6 protein-coding genes and 3 pseudogenes are annotated in these 18,890 nt (G+C 63.0%); 1 reads left to right on the top strand and 8 read right to left on the bottom strand.

What is annotated here, in order from left to right; genetic code table 11:
* Window positions 1-144: 144 nt before the first annotated feature.
* Complete coding sequence (locus tag ACZ500_RS03935; protein WP_464231231.1) at window positions 145-5,568, top strand: IPTL-CTERM sorting domain-containing protein; 5,424 nt, start codon at window positions 145-147, stop codon at window positions 5,566-5,568.
* Between the two features lie 459 nt (window positions 5,569-6,027).
* Here the strand turns inward: ACZ500_RS03935 and ACZ500_RS03930 are convergent, their stop codons facing one another.
* The 8 genes and pseudogenes from ACZ500_RS03930 to ACZ500_RS03895 all read right to left on the bottom strand — a co-directional run.
* Window positions 6,028-7,413, bottom strand: a complete 1,386-nt coding sequence (locus tag ACZ500_RS03930) for a sigma-54-dependent transcriptional regulator (RefSeq protein ID WP_464231230.1) — start codon at window positions 7,411-7,413, stop codon at window positions 6,028-6,030.
* 346 nt (window positions 7,414-7,759) lie between these two features.
* Complete coding sequence (locus ACZ500_RS03925; RefSeq protein ID WP_464231229.1) at window positions 7,760-8,284, bottom strand: hypothetical protein; 525 nt, start codon at window positions 8,282-8,284, stop codon at window positions 7,760-7,762.
* Window positions 8,285-8,333: 49 nt separating this feature from the next.
* Entirely contained in the window at window positions 8,334-9,680 is a 1,347-nt protein-coding gene (locus ACZ500_RS03920) for a sigma-54-dependent transcriptional regulator (RefSeq protein WP_464231228.1), read from the bottom strand.
* 1 nt (window position 9,681) lies between these two features.
* Entirely contained in the window at window positions 9,682-11,181 is a 1,500-nt protein-coding gene (locus ACZ500_RS03915) for a two-component system sensor histidine kinase NtrB (RefSeq protein WP_464231227.1), read from the bottom strand.
* Window positions 11,182-11,431: 250 nt separating this feature from the next.
* The gene (locus tag ACZ500_RS03910) at window positions 11,432-14,443 is read right to left on the bottom strand and encodes an FAD-dependent oxidoreductase (RefSeq protein ID WP_464231226.1); all 3,012 of its coding nucleotides are present in this window, start codon (window positions 14,441-14,443) and stop codon (window positions 11,432-11,434) included.
* A 384-nt stretch (window positions 14,444-14,827) separates the two neighbouring features.
* Window positions 14,828-15,223: pseudogene (locus ACZ500_RS03905) on the bottom strand (hydrogenase iron-sulfur subunit); the annotation flags it as partial.
* Between the two features lie 22 nt (window positions 15,224-15,245).
* A pseudogene (locus tag ACZ500_RS03900) lies at window positions 15,246-15,695 on the bottom strand (glycine cleavage system protein H); the annotation flags it as partial.
* 138 nt (window positions 15,696-15,833) lie between these two features.
* Window positions 15,834-18,881, bottom strand: a pseudogene (locus tag ACZ500_RS03895) (FAD-dependent oxidoreductase); the annotation flags it as partial.
* Window positions 18,882-18,890 lie beyond the last annotated feature (9 nt).

Genomic DNA, 18,890 nt, shown 5'->3' with positions numbered 1-18,890 from the left:
AGCGTCAAAAAAGGGGGTAAACGATCTTGTGATTTCTCCTCTCATAAACGCAATTTTGAGTCTCACAGCCTTTGTGATTTTTTAAGTTCGAATGTCTTAAACAAAGAAACTTTGTTTCACCCATTTAAGATCAGGAGGGATATTATGAAACAGTGGTTCAAAGTGAAGCTTGCTTCAAGGATGTTCAGGGCAATTGTCACGGCTGCTGTTCTGTCGTGCTTTTTTGGTGCCAATGCCGCGGTATGGGCCGCGAACCCGGCGCCGGTGCAACTCTTTTACGTCCCCATACCGGAGGACCAGTTGTTGACGGCTCTCCAATCCATTCAATCCACTGACGACAAGCCGGTAAATCCGGTTCAAACTTACATCTCCATCGCCGCGATTGCCGACAACACGCGGATCTATTATGACCAGTGGGAAAACGGCTACGATCTGGACATCGCCAATCCCACCAACGTTTACAGCGCCGGAAACTTAGGCGGCACCCAGATCTGGGGGGACAACGATCCATCCAACGGCATACCGCCGGGGTTTGCAGACGATATCATCGATGCGGGAGACGTCATCATCCTGAACAACGCCGTCACTACGACCAACCTCACCGCGATCGACTTCGACGGACGTGACAAGATTGCAGCGACCAAGACAATCGCCATCAGCCGCGCCGGCTGGGCATCGGAAAGTCGAACCCTGCTCGCCGGAGCCAATGAGGTCTTTGACACGAGCAATTGGGGCACGGAGTACCGGGTGCCGGTGGGAGAAGACATCCCCACCAATCAGATGTACGACATGTTCCAGTACACGGGCATGACTATTATGGCCGGCCCCGGAGGCGCGACCGTGGAACTGGATATCGACGGCAACGGAAGCCCTGAGGCCGTTTTGACCCTTGCCGAAGGGGAAAGCCATCTGGTCGACGGCGGCATCGAGGTGGGAGGCAGGGTGGCATCAGATCGCGCTGTGCAGATCGATCTGATTACGGGTGATATAAACGGCAGTTACGAAGCCCGCTTCTTTCGACTTCTCCCTGTCGCCTTATGGTCCGGCAGTTCCTACACACCGGTTTCAACGCCCTCTAGCGCCTCGATTTACAGTGGCACCGATACAACCGTCTGGCTCTACAATCCTCACAGTCTCGATATCACCGTCCAGTACCAGCGACGATCCGGAGGCAGCCTGCATACCACCGCCCTCACCGTTCCGGCAGGCGGATACCTCAAGCAGATCATTCCCAACGGCAGCGGCGCCCATTTCTACACCGCATCCGGCGACAAATTTTACGCTCTGACAACGATCGATTCCACCGATTCCTCCAACGGAGAGAGCTGGAACGACTCGGGCAACCGGGTATGGGATTGGGGGTTCACGCTCGTGCCGGAGGATTCCCTCACTCCTCAGGTCTTGATTGGCCTGGGGATCGGCCGCGACCCCACTTCAAGCGAGAACCCGAATGAAAACGCCAGTCCGATCTGGGTAACACCGGTCGGAAACGGCAACGAGGCGGTCACCATTTACATCGACTTCGATGCCGACCCCCTGACGGGGCCGAACACGGATCCAAACGGCAACCGATACGACTCATCCGTCAACCTCAAGGAACTCCAGACAGCCAAGATATACGATTCCGACGGTGATCAGACCCGGACCCTCGTTTACACCTTCGAACCAGGGGTTAAGCTGGCGGCCGCCTGGGGTGAGGATCCGCTTACGGCCAGCGTCGGTCAGCCGGGCCTGGACATGGGTACGGGGATACCGCCCTTGCCGCTTTTCGATGTCAGCAAGAGCGCTGCCCTGGAGACCGACAATGACCAGGACGGTTTCATCAGCCCGGGCGATGTCCTGAAATACACCATCCTCATCACGAATATCAGCCGGGCGCCCGTTCCGGACATCCTGCTGATCGACAATCTGCCGCAGGACACAGCGTATATCGCCGACAGCACCTTTTTCAAGAACGCCTCAAACGTCACGAGTCAGATCCCCGATGACGGAGTTGGTACCGCATTTCCCCTGGATGAAGGCGGCCGGATTCTCGACGATGTCACAGCCCTTCCCGTCGGGGGCTCCTACGAAGTCACCTTCAAGGTGATCATTGACAGCTTCGAGAATCTGAACTCCGAAACCTCGGAAATCATCAACACCGGCCTGGCCAGCGCCGTCGGCACCAAGGTCAGGTTCGAGGCGAGGACCCCCCTGTTCGGGCGCCTCGGAAACTTCGTCTGGAGCGACACGAACGGCAACGGACTGCAGGACGTCGGCGAAGCAGGCGTGAACGGCCTCACCGTCCAACTGCTCGATGCGGGGGGGACCCCGATCGCCGCGGCCGTCACCGCCGATGACGGAGGTGGAGACCCCGGCTACTATGAATTCAAGGGCCTCTTGCCGGGCAACTATGTCGTGGCATTTACCACCCTGAACGGGTGCATCTTCACCACCAAGAACTCAGATGGTTTGGGTATCGATGGGCCTTTCAACTCGGACGCCAACATTGCAGATGGCCGAACCGACCCATTTTTCCTCGCAGCCGGCCAGAACAACCCCAACATCGATGCGGGGATTATCTGCCCGGCCCCCAGCCTGACTCTTGACAAGACCACCACCACCGCCAACTATGACGGTACAGGCGACATCATCTCTTACGCATACAAGCTCAGCAACAGCGGGAACGTGCCACTCCGGCCCCCCTATGCCGTCTCCGACAACAAGGCCACCGTCACCTGTCCGCAGACCCCCGATCCCCTCAACTCGGGCGAGTTTCTTACCTGTACTGCTCAATACGCCGTCTCTCAGGTCGACCTCGACATCGGCTCCGTCACGAATACAGCCACCGCGAGTGCCACTTACGGCGACAGCTCCGTCACCTCCAACCAAGACCAGGTTACCGTGTACGCCGCGCAGAACGGTGCTCTGACAATCGTCAAAACCGCCACCCCTGCAACCTATGACGCGGTCGGCGACATCATCCAATACAGCTTCCTCGTCACCAACACCGGCAACGTCACCCTCAGCAACATCTCCGTTGCGGACGACAAGGCCACCGACGAAAACTGCACGGTCACATCCCTCGCCCCGCTTGCATCCACCACCTGTACGGCCTCCTACGCCGTCACCCAGGCGGACCTCGATGCCGGCTCCCTCACCAACACCGCCACCGCTTCGGGCTCGGAACCCAACGGCGACCCCGTCAATTCCCCGCCTGACAGCGAAACCGTCACCGCCGCGCAGAACGGTGCCCTGACGATCGTCAAAACCGCCACCCCTGCAACCTATGACGCGGTCGGCGACATCATCCAATACAGCTTCCTCGTCACCAACACCGGCAACGTCACCCTCAGCAGCATCTCCGTTGCGGACGACAAGGCCACCGACGAAAACTGCACGGTCACATCCCTCGCCCCGCTTGCATCCACCACCTGTACGGCCTCCTACGCCGTCACCCAGGCGGACCTCGATGCCGGCTCCCTCACCAACACCGCCACCGCTTCGGGCTCGGAACCCAACGGCGACCCCGTCAATTCCCCGCCTGACAGCGAAACCGTCACCGCCGCGCAGAACGGTGCCCTGACGATCGTCAAAACCGCCACCCCTGCAACCTATGACGCGGTCGGCGACATCATCCAATACAGCTTCCTCGTCACCAACACCGGCAACGTCACCCTCAGCAGCATCTCCGTTGCGGACGACAAGGCCACCGACGAAAACTGCACGGTCACATCCCTCGCCCCGCTTGCATCCACCACCTGTACGGCCTCCTACGCCGTCACCCAGGCGGACCTCGATGCCGGCTCCCTCACCAACACCGCCACCGCTTCGGGCTCGGAACCCAACGGCGACCCCGTCACTTCCCCGCCTGACAGCGAAACCGTCACCGCCGCGCAGAACGGTGCCCTGACAATCGTCAAAACCGCCACCCCTGCAACCTATGACGCGGTCGGCGACGTCATCCAATACAGCTTCCTCGTCACCAACACCGGCAACGTCACCCTCAGCAACATCTCCGTTGCGGACGACAAGGCCACCGACGAAAACTGCACGGTCACATCCCTCGCCCCGCTTGCATCCACCACCTGTACGGCCTCCTACGCCGTCACCCAGGCGGACCTCGATGCCGGCTCCCTCACCAACACCGCCACCGCTTCGGGCTCGGAACCCAACGGCGACCCCGTCACTTCCCCGCCTGACAGCGAAACCGTCACCGCCGCGCAGAACGGTGCCCTGACGATCGTCAAAACCGCCACCCCTGCAACCTATGACGCGGTCGGCGACATCATCCAATACAGCTTCCTCGTCACCAACACCGGCAACGTCACCCTCAGCAACATCTCCGTTGCGGACGACAAGGCCACCGACGAAAACTGCACGGTCACATCCCTCGCCCCGCTTGCATCCACCACCTGTACGGCCTCCTACGCCGTCACCCAGGCGGACCTCGATGCCGGCTCCCTCACCAACACCGCCACCGCTTCGGGCTCGGAACCCAACGGCGACCCCGTCACTTCCCCGCCTGACAGCGAAACCGTCACCGCCGCGCAGAATACGGCGATCGAACTGCAGAAAATGGGTGATTACATCGACAACGACCCCCTCGGCGTATACAATGCCGGCGACGAAATCTCCTATGTCTTCAGAGTGACCAACAAAGGAAATGTGACACTGACCAACATCACCATCAGCGATGCCATCCCCGAAGTGACCGTCTCCGGGGGCCCCATCGATTCCCTTGATCCGGGTCAGACCGACACCGCAACTTTTACCGGATCCTACACTCTGACGCAGAACGACATCGACGCCGGGAAATTCACAAACACCGCAACGGCCTTTGGCACCCCGCCAAGCGGCCCCAACATCAGCGACGATGACGATGACACGCAACCCATGACAACCAGCCCGGCGCTTGATCTCGTCAAGACAGCCGACCCCATGGAATATGAATCGATTGACCAAGTGATCGTCTACAGCTTCGAAGTGACCAACATCGGCAACGTCACCATCAACGGCCCCATCACCATCGACGATGACAAGGCAACCGACGAGTTCTGCCCCACCGGTGACCTGGTTCCGGGCGGTTCCATCACCTGCTCGGCGACCTACACCATCACCCAGGATGATCTCGATGCAGGTACGGTCACCAACGTGGCGACCGCCTCAGGGCTTTACAACGGGCAAACCGTCACCTCCAACGAGGACACGGTGAGCATCATCGCAGCCATAGGGGTGTGCTGCCTGCCTGATGGACAGTGCGTCATTGTCACGGAACAGGAGTGCACCCAACAGGATGGCATCTTCGACGGCACGCTTCGGTCGTGCGAAGGGGTAAACTGTTTCATTACTCAGGGACTGGGGGCATGCTGCCTGCCTGACGGCACGTGTGTCGACTGGCTCCACGAGGCCGAGTGCATTGACCGGGGCGGCGAATTCATGGGCGTTGGCGTCGAGTGCACACAGGGGCTCTGCCCCCGGCCCGCCATGCCTGTACCGACGATTTCGGCCTGGGGGCTCATGGTGCTCTCCATGTTGACAGGAGGACTAGCTGTTCTGGCCCTGCGCCGGAGATCCAAAAAGAGCTGAAACATGTTTTGTAGATACCGGTAAAACGCAAATGAGGCCCTAGAGGCCTCATTTGCGTTTTACCAGCTTCACCTGCCCGACTTTATCAACCGACAGCAAGACCGCGCCGAGCGGCATCGTACCTGGCGCAAACCCCATTCCATTCAAAAAAGATGGCGAGCGCTCCTATGCCTTTAAACAGCAGGGCACCCCGCGCCCAAAATGGGTGAATCCTGACAAAAGGGCCCCTTCCTGGAAGATACGCCGCCCATCCTGCTGGACCACCTCACCGGCGAAAAGCGGGCCGCCAACATTCCTGGACTCGTGGACATTGCCTTCGACAGGGAAATGCCGAGTATCGTCAACCAGACGGCGGAGAATGTTCATCGAGGAGCGGCTGCCGAGTTCACTCGAAGGTTTGAAGGCGGCTTCGAAAAGCGGAAAGAGCGGAATCTCGAGGTGTAAAGAGCCTCCCCCAGGCTAGTCGATGGCGGCAATGTCGTATTTGCGGAGCTTGCGGTAGAGCGTCGCCTCGCCGATCTGCAGCAGTTCCGCGGCCTTTCGGCGGTTGTTCATGCTCTTTTCGAGTGCATTCTCGATCGCCGCCCTTTCATAATCGCTGAAGGCGTCACCCATCACCAAGGGTTGAAGGCTGTTGTCATCCGCACGAGCCCCCCCCTCCGTCAAGGCCAGATCCTGGGGCCGGACCTCCGGGTACCTCCCGAGCGCTACGGCGCGCCGAACGCTATTTTCCAATTCCCGAACATTCCCACGCCATTCCTGCTGTGCGAGAAGGTCGAGGGCATCCTTCGAGATGGACTTGACCGGGGAGAGGGCCGTCTTGAAACGCTCAAGGAAGTAGTTTGCCAGCAGCGGGATATCCTCCCTCCGTTCGCGGAGCGGCGGGACATGTATGTTCACGACATTGAGGCGATAGAGGAGGTCATCCCGGAAGCGGCCGAGTGCCGCCTCCTCGCTCAGATCCCGGTTCGTCGCGGCGATGATCCTGACGTCCACTTTACAGCTGCAGCTGCTCCCTATCGGTCGGACCTGACGCTCCTGGATGGTGCGCAGGAGCTTTGTCTGCAGATTCAAGGCCAGCTCCCCGATTTCGTCGAGAAAGAGCGTACCGCCGTCGGCGGAGCGCATCAACCCGTCGGAGGCCTTGTGGGCACCGGTGAATGCCCCCTTGACATGGCCGAAGAGTTCGCTCTCGATGACGGTCTCCCCGATAGCCGCGCAATCCACAGGCACGAAAACGCCGCCCGCCCGTTGGCTGTGATGATGGATGGCCTTCGCCACAAGCTCCTTGCCTGTGCCGGTCTCGCCCTCGATAAGCACGGTGGCGTCCGTCGGACCCACGCGGACGATCAGACTTTTGAGTTTCAGGATGGGGGCGGATTGCCCGACCAGAGGGCCAAATTTGAAGAGGGAAACCGTTTCTCTCTTCAGTTTCCGTCGCTCCTCTTCGGCCGCAGCGGACTGGGCGATTCGCGCCACCCTCTGCTGCAATTCCACCGGTCGCACCGGTTTCTCGAGAAAATCGACGGCGCCGCCCTTCATAGCCTTCACCGCCTCCCTGACGCCGCCCACCCCTGTCAGGATAATGACCGCGGTCTCCGGGTGCAGGAAGCGGATCTCCTTGAGAAGCGCGAGGCCGTCCATGTCCGGTAGGTTCAGGTCGACGATCGCTGCATCGAAGCTGTGCGAGGCCAACATCCGCATGGCCTTCCGCGCGGTGTCACAGGCCGCCACTCTGTAGGGCTCGGAGATGAAAATCTCTTTCAGAAGCGCAAGCACAACCCGCTCGTCGTCGACAAGAAGGAGAGAAAATCCGGGGGGCTTTTTGCCAGTCGATTGATTCATCCTTTACTCCACTACAAACGCTTGCTCCCGTATATTCGAAAAAACCTCGCCGTCAAGCTCCGGACGATGGACAGGCTGAAGGGCAGCCCGGTAACATCGACACGGGGCAGCGGCACAGTGCAAGGCACTGGAGCAAACAGCGTTTTGGATCGTATCGAGAAGATGTTCCAGGATGAACACCCCAGCTTAATGGCATCCTGAAACCCCTGCGGTTGCACGGACTCGCAGCGGCAGGGAGGCGGAAAACATATCGATCGACGCAGGGCGTCAAGGCGGGGCGTTCAATTTATGAACCAATTTTAGTACAAAATGAGCGTTTTGTCAAGTCTGATAAAGGACCCTCTTCTTATCTCAACAGGACCTTGCAGGTGGGGCAAAAGGCGAGGGGCAGGCGATCGAGGGCCTCGAGGTCCATCGAGAAATGCATCAGGCATTGGTCGTCGAAGCAGTGGACGAGGTCGAAGAGGTGGGCAGCCTCATGCAGGGAGACCTTGAGGAGCCGGTCGAGTATCTGCGGGCCGGGGGGCTTTTTGGGGTGCAGGTCCTGGCCCAGGCGGTAGAGGGAAACGAGGGCGCAGAGACCCCCTTCGCGCGCCTCCCCGAAGACATGCGTAAAGACCGGGACAAAGAGGTCCACGTTGAGGACCGCCACGATCTTGGTGTGCCCGGGGGGTGGCTCCGCTTCGAGGGCATGGAGAATAGCCGCCGCGTTGTACTGCATGCGGTTCCGATCGAGCGCGTAGTGCGGTTCGGCCAAGGGCGCCAGAACCCCGGCCTCCAGGCCGAGGACGGTCTTCACATGCGCGGCGACCGCGTTGCATGCCATCACCGGCACCCTGCCAACCGGCAGCACTCCAATCGATCCGATCACGACATCCGTCCCAGTTCATGACGTTCAGTCAGCCGGCGCAGGCCCGAATTCATGCACGCCGTTTCAGGCCGTAGCGGTTGATCATCTTGTGCAGGGTCACGCGGTTGATCCCCAGAACGTTCGCGGCGTGGGTGATGTTCCAGTTCTCCTCCTCGAGGATCTCCTCGACGTGACGCTTTTCCATCTCGCGGAGGTCCCGGGGCCGGTCCGGGCGGGTACGGGTACCGCCGAGGAAGGCAAAATCCTGCGCGTCCAGGGTGCGGGACTTGCTGAGCACGACGGCCCGCTCGATGGCGTTTTCGAGCTCCCGGACATTGCCGGGCCAGGGGTACTGTTTCAGGCATTCGAGCGCTTCGCCCGTCACATGATCCACCTGCTTGGTGGTCTCGTGGCTGTACTTTCGCAGGAAGTGGCGGACGAGGAGCGGGATGTCGTCCTTCCGCTTGCGCAGGGGCGGGATCTCGAGGCGGATCACGTTGATGCGGTAGAAAAAATCCTCCCGGAAGCGACCCTCGGCCACCTCCTTTTCGAGGTCGCGGAGGGTCGAGGAGATCAGGCGGAAATCGACGTCGATCGGGTGTCGCTCACCGATCCGGAGGATCTTCTTCTCCTCGAGGACCCGCAGCAGGTCCACCTGCATCTTGGCGCTGATCTCGCCGATCTCGTCGAGGAAGAGGGTCCCGCCCGAGATCACCTCGAGAAAACCCTTGCGGTTCTTGTCCGCGCCGGTGAAAGCGCCCTTCTGGTGCCCGAAAAGCTCGCTCTCGAGGAGGCTTTCCGGCATCGCCCCGCAGTTGATGGCGATGAAGGGGCTGTTGGCCCGAAGACTCTTGGCGTGGATGGCCTTGGCCACCAGCTCCTTCCCGGTGCCGGTCTCCCCGGTGATGAGGACGGAGGAGTCGCTCTGGGCCACCTCGGGGATCAGGTCGAAGATGGCCTGCATCGGCTCGGACTGCCCGATGATGTTGTCGAAGCGGGTCTTTTCGTCCAGCAGCCCCTTGACATAGCGGTACTTCCCGAGGAGCTCCCGCTGGCCTGCGATCTTCTCTAGGACGAGCGTCATCTGGTCGGGGCGGAAGGGTTTCAGGAGGTAGTCGCTCGCGCCCATCTTCATGGCATCCACCGCCGAGGTGATCGAGCCGTAGGCCGTTATGATCACGACCGAGGTGTCCGGATACTCCTGCTTGACCCGCTCGAGCAGTTCGAGGCCGCTCATCTTGGGCATCTTGATGTCGACGAAGAGGACGTCGAAGGGGACCTTCTCGAGCTTTTCGAGGGCCTCGAAACCCGAGGCGGCGGTCTCGACCACGTGGCTGAACTTCTTGAACCACTGGTAGAGGGATTCCCGGACGATCTGCTCATCGTCGACCACCATGATCTTCAGCTTTTCCTGCATGTCACTCCCCCTCTTCGGGATACAGAACCGGAAAGCTCAACCTCACGCGGGTCCCCCGGCCCTTCTCGCTCTCCACCCCGATCCGCCCGCCATGCCCCTTGACGACGCCGAAGACAATGGAAAGCCCGAGCCCGGTCCCCTTCCCCTCCGGCTTGGTGGTGAAAAACGGGTCGAAGATCTTGGAGAGGGCATCCTTGCCGATGCCGCAGCCGGTGTCCTCGATCACCACCTCGGCCCACTCCCGCCCCTCGAAGGCGACGGAACTCGATCGGATGGTGATGGCGCCCCCTTCGGGGGTCGCCTCGATGGCGTTGAAGATCACGTTCAGGAAACACTGCTGGAGCTGGTTCGGGTCGCCGCGGACGATCAGCGGGTACTCGGAAAGGGAGAGCTCCAGCGTGAGATCCTGGAGCTGCATGTGGTGCTTCGTCAACGTGATGACCGACTGGAGGGTCTCGTTGAGATCGACCTCCTTGCGCTCCATCGTCGATTCCCTGGCGAAAGACAGGAGCCCGGAAACGATCCGCCCGCAGCGCTCGAGTTCGCTGCACATGAGACCCAGGTATTCCTTGAATTGCACCAGGTCCGTCTTTTCGGGGAGGGGGTTCTCCTCCAGGATGGTGCGCATCAGGTGCCCGAAGGTGAGCATCCCCTGGATGGGGTTGTTGATCTCGTGGGCGCAGCTCGCCGAAAGCTTGCCGAGGGTCAGGATGCGATCCTCCTGGACGAGCTTGCCGAGGTTCGTCTTCAGCTCCTCGAGGCGCATCTCCCAGCGCGACGGGAGTTCCTCGGTGATGTCGCGGCGGATCTCGATCACGCGGACGACCTTCCCCTCCTCGTCCTTGACCGGATAGGTCTCGAGGGCGGCGTAGGCGCGCCGGCCGTCCCCACCGGTCCGCTCGTGGATCACATGCGCCCGCTCGCCGGTCCGCATCGTCTCCAACATCGGGCAGGCCATCTCCGGCTGCCACTCCGAGCAGGGCGAGTTGAAGCCGTAAATCGTCTCGTAGCAGTGTTTCCCGACCGCCTCCTTCAGCGACCGCCCGACCGCGCGCAGGTAGGCCTGGTTGGCATCCAGGATCGTGAAATCCGGGTCGAGCAGGATGATGGCCTCGTGCGTTTGGTGGAAGAGGAGATCGGACATGCTCCGTTCGAGGAGCACTTGCCGGTCGGCGTCCTGGCAGATCTCGCCGGAGAGCAACCGCTCCTTCAGGAAGCGGAAGAGGTCGTGATCGATCACCCACAGGCCCTGCGGACGGCGCCGCACAAGGTCGAGAAAGATCTGCGGGTCGCGGGTAAGATCGACGATCCCGTCGAGGTCCGCCGCCGCGAGGATGGAGGCGTAGTCCCGGACCGTCGGGATGCCCATCTCTTCAGCCAGGCGGAGGCCCTCCGCGGAGGGATCGACGTCGCACACGGCGCGGATCTCCATCTTCAGGTTGGGGATGGACAGGTTGCGGATGGCTTCCAGGAAGGAGCGACAGGTTTGCCCTCCGCCCACGATTGCGAGGCGGAGGGCGGGTCCAGAAGGTCCCGCAGGTCGTACGGCAGGCGCTTTCATAGGCAGGCATGTCCCCGATCCAGAACGTTTCTTGTCCTCCTGACACCATAAACCATTTGAAGGCCGCCTTCAACCTCACCGTGGAAAAGACCGGGCGCGCACCCGGGGGAGGAGCCGGTTGCAAGGCAGGCCGAGCCGCCGCCGGATGCTCCGGGATACGCGCCCGAGGGGACGTTCGTTAGGAGAAGGCTCAGATCTGGTCGATCATCGCCATGATCTGGCCATCGTCGAAGCCTTTCAGGCGGATAGCGCCGCTCCGGCAGGAAGAAACGCACAGCCCGCAGCCCTTGCAGAGGGCTGGATTCACCTCCGCCGGGCCCTTTTCCGAGAAATGGGGGGCGTTGAACGGGCAAACCGTCACGCACACCCCGCACTGGCTGCACATGCCCGGCGCCACCTCGGCGACGGTACCGCTCACCGAGACCTTGCCCGCCGCCAGATACCCGGTCGCCCGGGCGGCGGCCGCCAGGGCCTGCGAGATGCTCTCGTCGAGCGTCTTCGGGTAGTGGGCCAGGCCGCAGAGGAAGACCCCCTCCGTCGAAAAGTCGACGGGCCGGAGCTTCGCGTGGGCCTCGATGAAAAAGCCGTCCCGGCTCGTCGGGATCTTGAAGAACTGCGAGAGGGTCGTGCCGTCCGGCGGCACGATCGCCGTCGCGAGGACGAGGAGGTCCGAGCGCAGCCGCACCGCGCGCTGCAGGATCGGGTCCATCACCGTGACGTCGACCCCCTCGGGCCCGGCGCTCACTCGGGGTTTGTCGTCCGGCTCGTAGCGGATGAAGATCACGCCCGCCGCACGCGCCTGGTGGTAAAGTTCCTCCCGCTCCCCGTAGGTCCGCAGGTCCCGGTAAAGAACCGTGACGCTCATCTCGGGGTTCAGCCGCTTCAGCTCGAGGGCGCTCACCATCGAGTGGGTGCAGCAGACCCGGCTGCAGTAAGGCCGCTCCGGCTCGCGCGAGCCGACGCACTGGATGAAGACCGCTGAACCGAGACCTGCCAGGGACGGGTCGTGATCGAGGAAGCGCCGGTCGAGTTCGAGGTGGGTCATGATCCGCGGATCCGTGCCGTAGGCGTATTCCTGCGGCCGGTGCTCCACGGCGCCGGTGGCGATGACCGCGACCCCGTGATGGATCTCCGTTGGGCCGGAGCCATTGCCATCGATTTTGGAGACGAAGTTCCCGACGAAACCGTCCACTCCGGTCAATTCCGCTGCGAGATGGAGATGGATGTGGGGGTGGTCCTCCACCTCCGCAATCAGGCCCTTCAGGTAGGCCTGGATGTCCTCGCCCTTCCAGGTCCTCGAGAGGCCGTTCGCCTGGCCGCCGAGGCGCGGGGAGCGCTCCAGGAGGTGGACCTCGTAGCCCTGGTCCGCCATGTTCTTCGCAGCGACCATCCCCGCCACGCCGCCGCCGATCACAAGGGCCGCCGGGTCGACGCCGAGCTCCTCCTCGCGCAGGGATTCGAGGAGGCCGGCCTTCGCCACCGCCATGCGGACGAGGTCCTTGGCCTTCTCGGTCGCAGCGCGCGGATCGTTGCTGTGAACCCAGCTGTCCTGGTTCCGGATGTTAGCCATCTCGAAGAGGTACTTGTTGAGCCCCGCGTTCTGGAGCGTCTCCTGAAAGAGCGGTTCGTGGGTCTTAGGGGTGCAGGCAGCCACCACCACGCGGTTGATCCCCTGCTTCCGGATCACCTCGGCCATCTTGACCTGGGTGTCCTGGCTGCAGGTGTAGAGGTTGTCCTCCGCGTAGACCACGTAGGGGAGCGTTTTGGCGTACTCCCGGACGGAGGGGACGTCCACCACCCCGCCGATGTTGATCCCGCACTGGCAGACGAAGACGCCGATCCGCGGGGGCTCGCCCACGACGGGGCGCTCGGCCGGGAGGATCTTTTCCTGCGTGCAGCTCCACCGGGCGGCGCAGAGCGAACTGCCGGCGGCCGCCGCGGCGGCCGAGGCCTCGGTGACGGACTGCGGGATGTCCTTCGGCCCCTGGAGAGAACCGCAGACGTAGACGCCGGGGACGGAGGTCGCCACGGGCGCGAAGCTCGTCGTAGCGGCGAAACGGTTCGGCCCGAGGTCGACGCCGAGGCGTTCGGTCAGCTGCACCGTCTCCTCGGGGACCTGGAAGCCGGTCGAAAGGACCACCAAGTCAAAGACCTCGCTTTCGAGGTTCCCGGCCTCGTCCGCGTAGCGGATAACGAGGTCGCCGTTTCCCGCCGGCTCGACGCTGTGGACGCGGGAGCGGATGAAGCGGACCCCGTGCTCGTTGCGGGCGCGGTCGAAGTACTCCTCGAACTCCTTCCCGTGCGTGCGCATGTCCATGTAGAAGATCGCCGTGTCGAGCGTCCCGTGGGCATGCTGTTTGGCGATGACCGCCTCCTTGATGGCATACATGCAGCAGACCGAAGAGCAGTAGGGCTTCCCGCCGTTATGGCTACGGGACCCCACACACTGGAGCCAGGCGATCTTGCGCGGCTCCTCGCGGTCGTAGGGGCGCATCAGGTGCCCGCTGAAAGGCCCCGAGGCGCTCAGGATACGTTCGAACTCGAGGCTCGTGACGATATTGGGCGACTCCCCGTAGCTGTAGGGCTTCAGGTTCGAGGGGTCCATGACCTCGCTGCCCGTCGCCAGGACCACGGCACCGACCGTGACCTCGGTCCGGCGCGGTTGGTCGTCATACTGGACCGCCTCGGCGAGGCAGACCTTCTGGCACATCCCGCAGCCGATGCACAGCTCCCGGTCGATGATGTAGGCGAGCGGAACCGCCTGCGCATATTGGATGTAGGTGGCAGTCCGACGGCCTAGGCCGCAATCGAACTCGTTCACGGCGGTCACGGGGCAGACGGCGCTGCACTGCCCGCAGCCCGTGCACTTCGCAGGGTCGATAAAGCGGGGGTTGTTCTTCAGCATGGCCCGGAAACGACCCGGTTCACCTTCCAGGCTCTCGACTTCCGTGTTCGTAACCAGATGGATATTTAGATGCCGGCCGACCTCGACCAGTTTCGGTGAGATAATTCACATCGCACAGTCGTTGGTCGGAAAGGTCTTGTCCAACTGGGCCATCATCCCGCCGATGCTCGGCGAGCGGTCGACCAGGTGGACGTAATATCCGGCGTTCGCGAGATCCAGAGCCGCCTGCATACCGGCGATACCGGCACCGACGACCATCACCGAACCTTCAACACCGTCTTGGTTCCCTGGAAACATGGCATTCCTCACTTGTCTTGCGGTTTATGCAGTCGCCGCGAACCGGGGGGTCGTTCCGTCGTACCCCGCCAGTTGGGCAGCGTGGGACCTTTCGAGATCGTTCAGCCTGACCGAGGCCGCGTGAATGGGAAGCCCGGTTTCGAGGGCGATGTCCCGCAGGCTCAGGGGTCCCTCCGCGAGCGCCTCCAGAATGAGCGCCTTCTGGAACTCCTCCTCGATGGTCTGCCGGAGCATCCGCTCGTAGGCAGCCTCGTCGTAGCGCTCGCCGTAGACGTTCCCGCGCTCGGTGATCTGGATCTCCATCCCGGTGAGCCAGCGGAGCCGCGGGGTCGAAAGCGCCCGCAGCGCCGCATCGAGCGTGCCGGCGGCCGCCTCTGTGTCGAGTGGGCCGAGGCTCTGGATGGTTTCGGTGTAATCCCGTACATACTGCGCAAAGAGTTGGCCCTCGGCCGCGCTCACCCAGCGGAGGCGGACCCGCTCCGCGCCGAGACCCGCCGTCTCGAGGAGGGTCTCGACCATCTTCATCTCGCGTGCCGCGTAGACATTACCAGACTGGTAATGGCATTCCCCGATGTGTCACCCGGACACGAAGACGCCGTCGAAGCCGCTTCTGAGGCCCTTGATGACGTGGAGGGGGTCCACCCTGCCGGAGCACATCACGCGGACGGTCCGGAGGGACGACGGGTATTGGATCCGCGAGACCCCGGCAAGATCGGCCCCCGCATAGGCGCACCAGTTGCAGAGAAACGCGAGGATTTTTGGTTCAAAGGTCTGTGGCATAATAGCTTCTCCTCCCGACAAATCAGGCATCTGTTCTGAGAAAGGTCTTGACCAGCCGCTCCCAGCCGAGTTCGGGGAAGTGGCCGAAAAGGTCCTTCACCGGCTCGCCGCCCGTCGCGGCCAGACGTTCGTATTCCGGGCCCATGAGTTCGAGCAGTTTTTTCACTTCTTCGTCGAGCCAGCGCCGGCTCTCCTCCCCCTTCCGAACCCGCGTCGGATCCACATAGGAGGTCAGCGGTTCGAGGATCAGCAGCCAGCCCTTGTCGTAGGGGTCGTCCACAACGAGTTCGGGGTGTTCGAGCGCCTCGCGGTTCACCATGAAGACCTTGCCGGTCGCCGGGCCCAGGAAGGCCGCGCCCTTTCCGTCGCGCCGGACCCGCCACGCACTGCGGTCCTGGCGGAGGGTCGCCCCCTCTGGAGGCAGTTCGATCCGGTCGGCCGGGCCGAGGACCTTGCCCGCGAAGTCGTCGACCCCGACGCGCAGGCGTCCGCCCTTCTCGACGCGCATCCAGGTGTGCCCCACGTGGTAGTAATAGTCATCCGCGACCTTGTAGCCCGAAACGGCGACAACCTGGCGGGCGGCCTTCAGGCGGCGCTTGACCGCGAGGGCGCTGTCGCCCCCCGCTTCGACAGCCGCCAAAATCTGGCGGTCGCGGAAATGGACCATGTCGATCGCCTTCTGGGGGCAGCTGGCTGCGCAGACCCCGCACCCCTTGCAGAGGGCCGAGAGGTTCTGCGCCCGGTAGCCCTTGCCGGGGACCTTCTCGAGCTGGATGGCGCCGAAGGGGCAGGCGGAGGCGCAGTAGCCACAGCCGATGCACTTGTCACGGTTGACCGCGGAGACGAGCGGCTCGACCTCGACCTCCCTTTTGACCAGGAGGGTCGCCGCCCGCGAGGCGGCGGCGCGGGCCTGGGCGATGCTCTCTTCGATCGGCTTCGGGTAGTGGGCAACGCCGCAGGCGAAGAGGCCGTCGGAGGAAAACTCGACGGGCCGGAGCTTCGCATGGGCCTCGAGGAAGAACCCGTCGTCGTTCAGAGGAACCTTGTAGAGCTGCGAGAGGCGGTCCTGCCCGGATGGGATGATGGCTGTGAAGAGGTTCAGGTAGTCGACGGTGAGCGACAGGGGCACACCGAGGACGTGGTCCCGGACGCGGATGTGGAGCTTGTCCCCGTCCACCGTGACCTCGGGCTTTTCGCCGCGGTCATAGCGGATGAAGATGACGCCCGCCTCGCGGGCCTTCCGATAGAGGGCCTCACGCTGGCCGTAGGTCCGCATGTCGCGGTAGAGGATATAGACGTCCAGGTCGGGGCGCCGCTCTTTGAGTTCGAGCGCCTGCTGGACGGAGGCCGTACAGCAGACCTTGGAGCAGTAGGGCCGGTCACCCTCGCGCGACCCAACGCACTGGATGAAAGCCACCGCTTCGGCTTCGGCCAGGGCGGCGGGTTCCGCGTCGAAGCGCGCCATCAGGTCGTGCCAGCAGGTGACCCGGTCGCTCTGCCCGTAGGCGTATTCGTCGGGGCGGAGATAATCCCCGCCGGTCGCGAAGACGGCCGCCCCGTGGGAGATCTCGCGGGGGGCCCCAGCGGCGGTGGCGACCGTGGTGGCGAAGTTTCCGACAAAACCCGAGGCGGACTGGATCTCCGTTTCGAGGAGGACCTCGATCCGCGGATGGGATGCGACGCGTTCGATCAGTCGCGCGGTATAAGCGGGGATGTCCTCCCCCTTCCAGGTCCGGCCGAGGCGGAGGCCGTAGCCGCCGAGGCGGGGGGACTTTTCGACGAGATAGACCGTGAACCCCTGGTCGGCCAGGTCGAGGGCGGCGTTCAAGCCCGCCACCCCGCCGCCGACGACGAGCGCCGACTGCTGCATGGCGAGGCGGATCCGCTCGATCGGCTCGAGGAGCGCCACCTTCGAGACCGCCATCCGGACGAGGTCCTTGGCCTTGTCCGTCGCCGCCTCGTGCTCCTTCTGATGCACCCAGGCATCCTGGTCGCGGATGTTGGCGAACTCGAACAGGTACGGATTCAATCCGGCCTCCCGGATGGTCTCCCGGAAGAGCGGTTCGTGCGTCCGCGGGGTGCAGGCGGCCACCACCACGCGGTTCAGGCGGTGCTCGGCGATCGTGTCGCGGATGATCTTCTGGGTGTCTTCGCTGCAGGTGAAGAGGTTGTCGCCCGCGTAGGCGACGTGGGGCAGGCCGGCAGCGTAGTCGCGGACGGCGGGGACGTCCACGACGCTCCCGATGTTGATCCCGCAATGGCACACGAAGACGCCGATCCGCGGGGGGTCGTCGGCGACGGGTGTTTCGGGCGGATAGGTCTTCTCGTGGATGAGGGTGTTCCGCGCGCCCGCCAGGAGGGAAGCGGCCGCAGAGGACGCGGCCGAAGCGCTGATCACAGACTGCGGGATATCGGCCGGTCCGCCGAGTGCACCGCAGACGAAGACCCCGGGCCGGCTCGTCTCCATCGGGCCGAGGCAGCCGGTCTGGACGAAACCGTCCGCATCGAGGGCCACGCCGAGACACTCGGCCATAGCCCGGGCCTCGGCGCCGATCTCGAGACCGACCGAGAGGACGACCAGGTCGAAGCGCTCGCTCAGGCGGGTGCCGCTCTCATCGACATAGGTCAGGAGGAGGTCGTCCGAGCCAGGGCCGGCCGTCTCCACGGTATGGATCCGCGACCGGATGAAGCGGACGCCGGCCTCGTTCCGCGCCCGTTCGTAATAGCGGTCGAAATCTTTGCCGTGGGTGCGCATATCCATGAAGAAGATCGCCGCGTCGAGCGCGCCGCCGGCGTGCTCCTTGGCGATGACGGCCTCCTTCACGGCGTACATACAGCAGACGCCGGAGCAGTAGGGGTGCGCCTTGTGGGTCGTGTCGCGGGAGCCGACGCACTGAAGCCATGCGATCTTCTCGGGGGTCTTCCCGTCGGAGGGACGTGTGAGGTGCCCGCGGAAGGGCCCGGTAGCGCTCAGGATGCGCTCGAAGGCCATACTGGTCACGACATTCGGGAAGCGGCCGTAGCCGTATTCCTTATAGAGGATCGGGTCCAGGGCCTGCGAGCCGGCCGATAGGAGCACCGCGCCGACCTCGACCCGGTGGGTCTTCGGCGTCTGCTCGAAATCGATCGCCCCGGCGGGGCAGAATTTCTCGCAGGCGCGGCAGGTCCCCTTCTCGAAATAGATGCAGTGGTCCTTGTCGATCGCGTACTTGAGGGGGACCGCCTGGGGGTATTGGACATAAATCGCCTTGCGTTTGGCGAGGCCCTCGTTGTAAGGGTCGTTCACCTTGCGGGGGCATTTCTCGGCGCAGACGCCGCAGGCGATGCACTTTTCGGTGTCGACGTAGCGGGGGGATTCGTGGAGGACCGCAGTGAAGTGCCCAGGGTCCCCTTCGAGCGCCTCGACTTCCGTCAGGGTATGCAGCGCGATGTTCAGATGCCGGCCGACCTCGACCAGTTTGGGTGAGAGAATTCACATCGCGCAGTCGTTGGTCGGGAAGGTCTTGTCGAGGGCACTCATCAGCCCCCCGATCGCAGGCCCCTTCTCGATCAGGTGAACGAAGTATCCGGAGTCTGCCAGGTCGAGAGAGGCCTGGATACCGGCGATTCCCCCGCCCACCACCATCACGGATCCTATAGAAACGGGATTCTCAGTCATTGAAGACTC

Source organism: Desulfatiglans parachlorophenolica (assembly GCF_055394735.1).
The sequence above is the reverse complement of the archived record's forward strand: the minus strand, read 5'-3'. Positions and strand labels throughout refer to the sequence as shown.